General features: G+C 64.5%; 6 protein-coding genes. 3 read left to right on the top strand and 3 right to left on the bottom strand.

Features of this window, described 5'->3' with window-relative positions:
- Positions 1-123: 123 nt before the first annotated feature.
- Positions 124-327: a hypothetical protein gene (locus ACODSY_RS26005; protein ID WP_488954808.1), complete on the bottom strand. Its 204-nt coding sequence runs from the start codon at positions 325-327 to the stop codon at positions 124-126.
- Positions 328-610: 283 nt separating this feature from the next.
- The gene (locus ACODSY_RS26000; RefSeq protein ID WP_488954807.1) at positions 611-904 is read right to left on the bottom strand and encodes an immunity 53 family protein; all 294 of its coding nucleotides are present in this window, start codon (positions 902-904) and stop codon (positions 611-613) included.
- Between the two features lie 243 nt (positions 905-1,147).
- On the opposite strand from ACODSY_RS26000, the gene ACODSY_RS25995 reads away from it, so the two are divergent.
- Positions 1,148-2,338: a hypothetical protein gene (locus ACODSY_RS25995; RefSeq protein ID WP_488954806.1), complete on the top strand. Its 1,191-nt coding sequence runs from the start codon at positions 1,148-1,150 to the stop codon at positions 2,336-2,338.
- A gap of 142 nt (positions 2,339-2,480) precedes the next feature.
- Here ACODSY_RS25995 and ACODSY_RS25990 read toward each other — a convergent pair whose 3' ends face one another.
- Positions 2,481-3,080 (bottom strand): glutathione S-transferase family protein, encoded by a 600-nt coding sequence (locus ACODSY_RS25990; protein WP_488954805.1) that lies wholly within the window; start codon positions 3,078-3,080, stop codon positions 2,481-2,483.
- 180 nt (positions 3,081-3,260) lie between these two features.
- Here ACODSY_RS25990 and ACODSY_RS25985 point away from each other — a divergent pair, with 180 nt between their 5' ends.
- Positions 3,261-4,163: a transcriptional regulator GcvA gene (locus ACODSY_RS25985; RefSeq protein ID WP_488954804.1), complete on the top strand. Its 903-nt coding sequence runs from the start codon at positions 3,261-3,263 to the stop codon at positions 4,161-4,163.
- 223 nt (positions 4,164-4,386) lie between these two features.
- The gene (locus ACODSY_RS25980; protein ID WP_488954803.1) at positions 4,387-5,151 is read left to right on the top strand and encodes a class I SAM-dependent methyltransferase; all 765 of its coding nucleotides are present in this window, start codon (positions 4,387-4,389) and stop codon (positions 5,149-5,151) included.
- The last annotated feature ends 77 nt before the right edge of the window (positions 5,152-5,228 follow it).

The following is a 5,228-nucleotide window of genomic DNA, read 5'->3' as shown; positions in this document are numbered from 1 at the left end:
GATATCTGACCTTCACCCTTTTGACCCGGGAGCGGCCGTTCTCAACATCAGGCCGGGGTGGGAAGCGGTCTTCGACCGACAGGACATATGTGGCCGAGCACTTCAGCCACAGTCCGCTGCGAACTACCTCTTTGAACGCGCGTTCTCGCGCCGCCAAAGATAGAACCAAATCGCGGCCCAGGTGACTGGGTAGGCCACCTCCAACCATGTCTTCACGAGGTCGAACGGCGCACGCGCGAGGAACATGACGAGCCCGACAACGGCGAAAATCGCGAATGTCGCGAAGAATGCTGCGAAGAGCGGTCGCGAAAAGATCTGAGCAGCCATGGCCCAGCTTCACCTGTCTCGCGAACAGCCGCAACCGGTCGGGAGCCGACATTCCTTGCACCCCGCCATGAACATGTGAAGCTTGGCTATGGTGTCTCTACAAACGCTTGAAGGCGGCTGTTCCCTGGAGTTCGCAGTCGAGGATATGGGCGCGACATCCAACTTCGCCACTCCACCCTCCACGGCCGTCCATGGCGTCCGATGTGGGGTTAGCGCGGCAGGTCCGCATAACCGGACGGGTGCAGATGCCGGAGCAGACCCGTTGGAGACCCCAGAACGGCAGCTAATCAGCTAACGCCCAGTCCCTGAACGCTTCCAGCAGCGAGCGCAATTGGCATGGGCCGCCATATCCATAGAAGACATTGTCTTTTACCGAGCAGGTCCACCAGTCGGTTGCGTGCTCGTAGTTGTGCGATTGCGGCTCCATTGTTCGCCCGTCGCAATCCGTGCTCGCCAAGTCAATCTTCACTGACCAGCCAGGGTTGTCGATCGTACCTATCTCGGGGCCGAAGCTGTGCTCCCAGTCCCCATCGCACTGCGCCTCGTACCATTCTGCGAGCCAATCAAATGCGTCCATAAGGTGAAGCTAGCGCGCGGCGCCATGGCACGGAAGCAATGCCCGCCTTCCACCCCGCACCGACCTTGGAGGGGGCCGCTCTCACGCGTCGGTGCCAGGCCGGGCGAAATGACCGCCCGGCGCCATGACCGGACCTTGAGATCGGTGCGGGAAGCGGACGTTTGATCACTCTGCCCCTGCTACGTCCGGGTCCGACCCCGTTGCAGACGTTGAAATGTATCTCGGCTGGTTTAAGGCTTGGCCATGGCAGGAGCGCTGTTCAGGGCCGTGCTCGCGGGAACGATGGCAGCGGCTTCGGTCCCATCGCTCCTCCTCGTCATCCCCGCGCTGTCCGATCCCTGGCGAGCCCCAGACGCGCTGCCGCTGCCCATCCAGATCGGGATTGTAGTAGCCCTGGCCACCGGCCTCGTGTCGATCGCGACGCTTATCGTCGGAATCCCCGCCAGATGGGCGTTGCGCCGGCTAGCCCTGGAAGGCCAAGGAACCTACGCCGCCATCGGCGGCCTCGCCGGCGCAGGTGTAGTCTGGGCGCTTCTGGCGCTCGTCGGCGCCAGCACGCCGCTCGAGTTTATCGCCTTCTCGGCGCTCAGCGGCGCCACGACAGGCTACGTCTGGGGGCGTTCACTTCCTGGCCGAACGCCACCCGCACGCGCTCTCGTCGACAGCACCCTGCTCAGAGGCACACGAACCCACGCAACGCCGCGTTCGAACCGGGTTCCGAACTGGCCCCCACCGACAACGCCCGTTGGGGACATCCGCATCCCTGCAGTCGCGTTTCCGACAGCATTGGTCGTGATCGCGATGACGATGGTCGTGGCCGCCGCGGCCGAGGGGTGGCTCGATTGGCTTCCCCCGCAGGCGTACTTCTCGCCCGCGTACAGGACGACACACGTCTCATGCGTGGCCGAACGCCATCCCGAAATGGGGGGTGGCCGGACCTTGATGATCGATGACGTGGAGGACGCCTGGTACCCGCAGCACTGGCGGGCCGCCCAGGAGCCGTCCCTCTACCTCGCCTCGCGATCCACTACGGCCCGGCAGGCCCTCACCTACCGCTTCACCTGGCTGCGGAGCTTCGATGCCCCGGTGATCGTCCGCGTGGACGAGACGTCTGGCGGCGGCATGCGGCTCCGCGCCAAGCAGCTGTCGGGTCACGGAGGCTACAGCCCGGGCGGCCCGATCAAGGTCGCGGACCGTCAACTCACCGCCCCCGAGGTCGGGGAGGTGCGTCGTGTCGTCGAGGCAGGCCAGCTCTTCGCGCAACCCCCGATCGGATGTTTGGAGGGCGTCGACGGGTCTAACTGGCTCATCGAGGCAAACGATCGCGGCCAGTACCGCTATCTGAAGCGTTGGACTCCGGAGACGGGGCCTGTCCGCGAGGCCGGCCTGGTGTTCCTGGGCCTCACCGGATGGGCCTTCGACAACGTCTACTGACCCGCCTGCGTGATGACAGCAACGCGCCAGCAGCGGTCGTTGGGTGTTCCGCATAAAGTAGACATTCGCTGGACGTACCCCGCCGTGTGAAGCTCCAACCCTTGCGGGCATTGCCGCTGCGCCTTGGACGCCGCGCGGGAGCCTATCGCGAGATGGCGTTCCGGTAGGCCGGGCGAGCGTGAAGCCGCTCACGATAACCGTTAACCGCCGGGGAATAGTCCGCGTCCAATCCGATCCCGGCCGCCACATCCAGCGACCAGCCGACCGAGATGTCGGCGGCCGTGAATTCGCCCGCGAGGTAGTCGCCCTTAGCCAGTTGCGAGTCCAGCGACCTCAGGCGTCCACGGAACAGGTCCTTCGCCACCTTCAGCGTGAAGTTCTGCTTCTGATCCTCGGGCGCCGTGAAGAGGGTGATGAAGACCGGATTGAGAAAGGCCGCCATCGACCCCTCCCCGAAGACCAGGAACTGCAGGTAGTCGGCGTACCGGGGAGCCCCCGGCTTCAGTTCCAACGGCGTCGGCCCGTAGGCGCCCATCATGTACTGCATGATGGCGATGGATTCCCCCATAGCCACCCCGCCGTCCCGGATGGCCGGCAACGCGCGCGCGGGGTTGGCTTCGACGAAATCGTCTGAGAATTGCCCGAAGGTCTCGAGTTTCAGCTCATAAGGCAGGCCCATCTCTTCGGCCAGCCAGACGAGGCGATCCGATCGGGATCCGGGGAGGTGGAATATCTTCAGCATGGCGATCTCCAGCTGTTCTGATGGGCCGGCAAACACGGCATTGCAAGAACGACACTCACATCCCGACTTGCACCAGAGCGTCGGGAAATGAGCGACAATGTCAGTGATATTCGAGCCTTGTGGGCTCCCAGACAAACTACTAATGGACGTTCATTTGTGATCAGAACTCATGCGTGAGCTATGCCCCGCAAGCTGCCGCCGCTCTCCCCGTTGCCGAGCTTCGAGGCTGCGGCCCGCCTGTTGAGCTTCACGAAGGCGGCCGAGGAACTTCACGTGACGCACGGCGCCATCAGCCGCGCCGTCAAGAACCTAGAGGAGCAGCTAGGCGTGATGCTGTTCGAGCGCGGGACACGGTCGGTGCGGCTGACGGCGGTCGGCGAGCCCTACGCACGTTCGGTCCGCGAGACACTCGACCAACTCGCTCAGGCGACCGCGGCGGTGACGGCGCGGCATTCGGAATCGACGCTGGATGTCAGCACCTCCGATGGTTTCGCCGGCAAGTGGCTGGTGCCGCGCCTCTACCGCTTCCGCCGGGCCCACGACGACATCAACGTCAGGGTCACGACGACCGGGACGCTGACCAATTTCCTGGGCGACGGCATCGATATCGCGATCCGCTATGGCGACGGGAACTATCCGGGCCTGACCGCTGAGCTCCTGACGGACGAAGAGGTTTTCCCGGTCTGCAGCCCCCGGCTATTGGAGGGCCCTGACCCTCTGCGCACGCCCGAGGATCTCAGGCGCCACACTCTCATCCGTGACGCCTATCCGATCGGGTGGTCGACGTGGCTCGCCAGCGCGGGGGTCACGGGCGTCGACGCAAACAGCGGCCTTACCTTCGATTCCTACACCTTCGCGGTCGAGGCGGCGGTGCAGGGCGAAGGCGTGGCGCTCGGCCGGACCATGCTTGTGGCCGGGGATCTGGCCGCAGGCCGGCTTGTCCGTCCGTTCGGTCATGCGCTGAAGGCCTACTCGAGCTTCTACCTGGTCTATCCGCCCGAGGCCCTGCGGCGCCGGAAAGTCAGAGCCTTCCGGGACTGGCTGCTGTCCGAGATCGCCCAGGGTGAGACCCATACGCGCTGATGAGCGCGCGACGGGCGTGGCCATCTGTTGATGGGATCCCGTGTGACGGCGAACGCCGGCCCTGCGCCAGAAGCCGACATTGGGATCGGTGCCGGAAGCGGACATTCGCAAACCAGCGTCGAAGGTCGCCTCCCCCGGCGTTCTTCCGTGACAGGATCGGAGCCGTTGCTGACGCAGGGCTGCCGTTGTTACGTAAGCGCCTACCTCACAGGTGCTCGCGTCGATGACCGATGAGAAGAACATGTTCGACGCGGTCGCGGCCGAATACCATGCCTGGCGTCCAGCTTATCCTGACGCGCTCTTTGCGGACCTCACCGAAGCGGCTGGAGGTGTCGGCCACCGAGCACTCGAGGTGGGATGCGGAAGTGGCCAGGCCACGCGCGGCTTGCTCGACTTCGGCTGGGACATCGTGGCCCTGGACCCAGGCGCCGAGTTGATCAGCCTGGCGCAGGCGAGCCTTGGGGACCGCGTGAGGTTCCACATCGCGCAGTTCGAGCAGTTCGATCCGGATCCGGCCAGCTTCCGATTGGTGGCTTCGGCTCAGGCCTGGCACTGGATCGACCCCGTCGTTGGGTTTGCAAAGGCGGCGTATGCCCTTGGGCCGGGTGGATCGCTCGCCGTCTTCGGGCACGTTCCCATGCCGCCATCGGCCGACGTCCTGGCGATAGCCGAACCGATCTACGCCGAAATGGCGCCCGAACTTTGGGGGCATTTGCCTGAGGCTTGGTACCTTCCCGAAGGACCTGTGCGCGCTCTTTTCGATGCTTCCGGCCGCTTCGGTCCCGTGACCCATCGGGCGTACGCTTGGTCGGAGCAGGTGACGGCCCACGCCTTCGTGAGCCAACTGCGCACGCGCTCATATTACAACGCGATGGGGGCCGATCGATGTGATCGGCTACTAGCCGAGCTCGAGAACTCGCTAGCGCCGCTGGGCGAGATCACCCTGCGCAATGAAACTCACCTGTATCGGGCCGAAGTTCGCTCTTAGGGTTATGTCGTTTTCCACCCCGGCCTGATGTTGAGAACGTCCGCTCCCGGGTCAAAAGGGGTGAAGGTCAGATATCG

Source organism: Phenylobacterium sp. FG114 (genome assembly GCF_057809855.1).
This window is presented reverse-complemented; position numbering and strand designations above follow the sequence as displayed.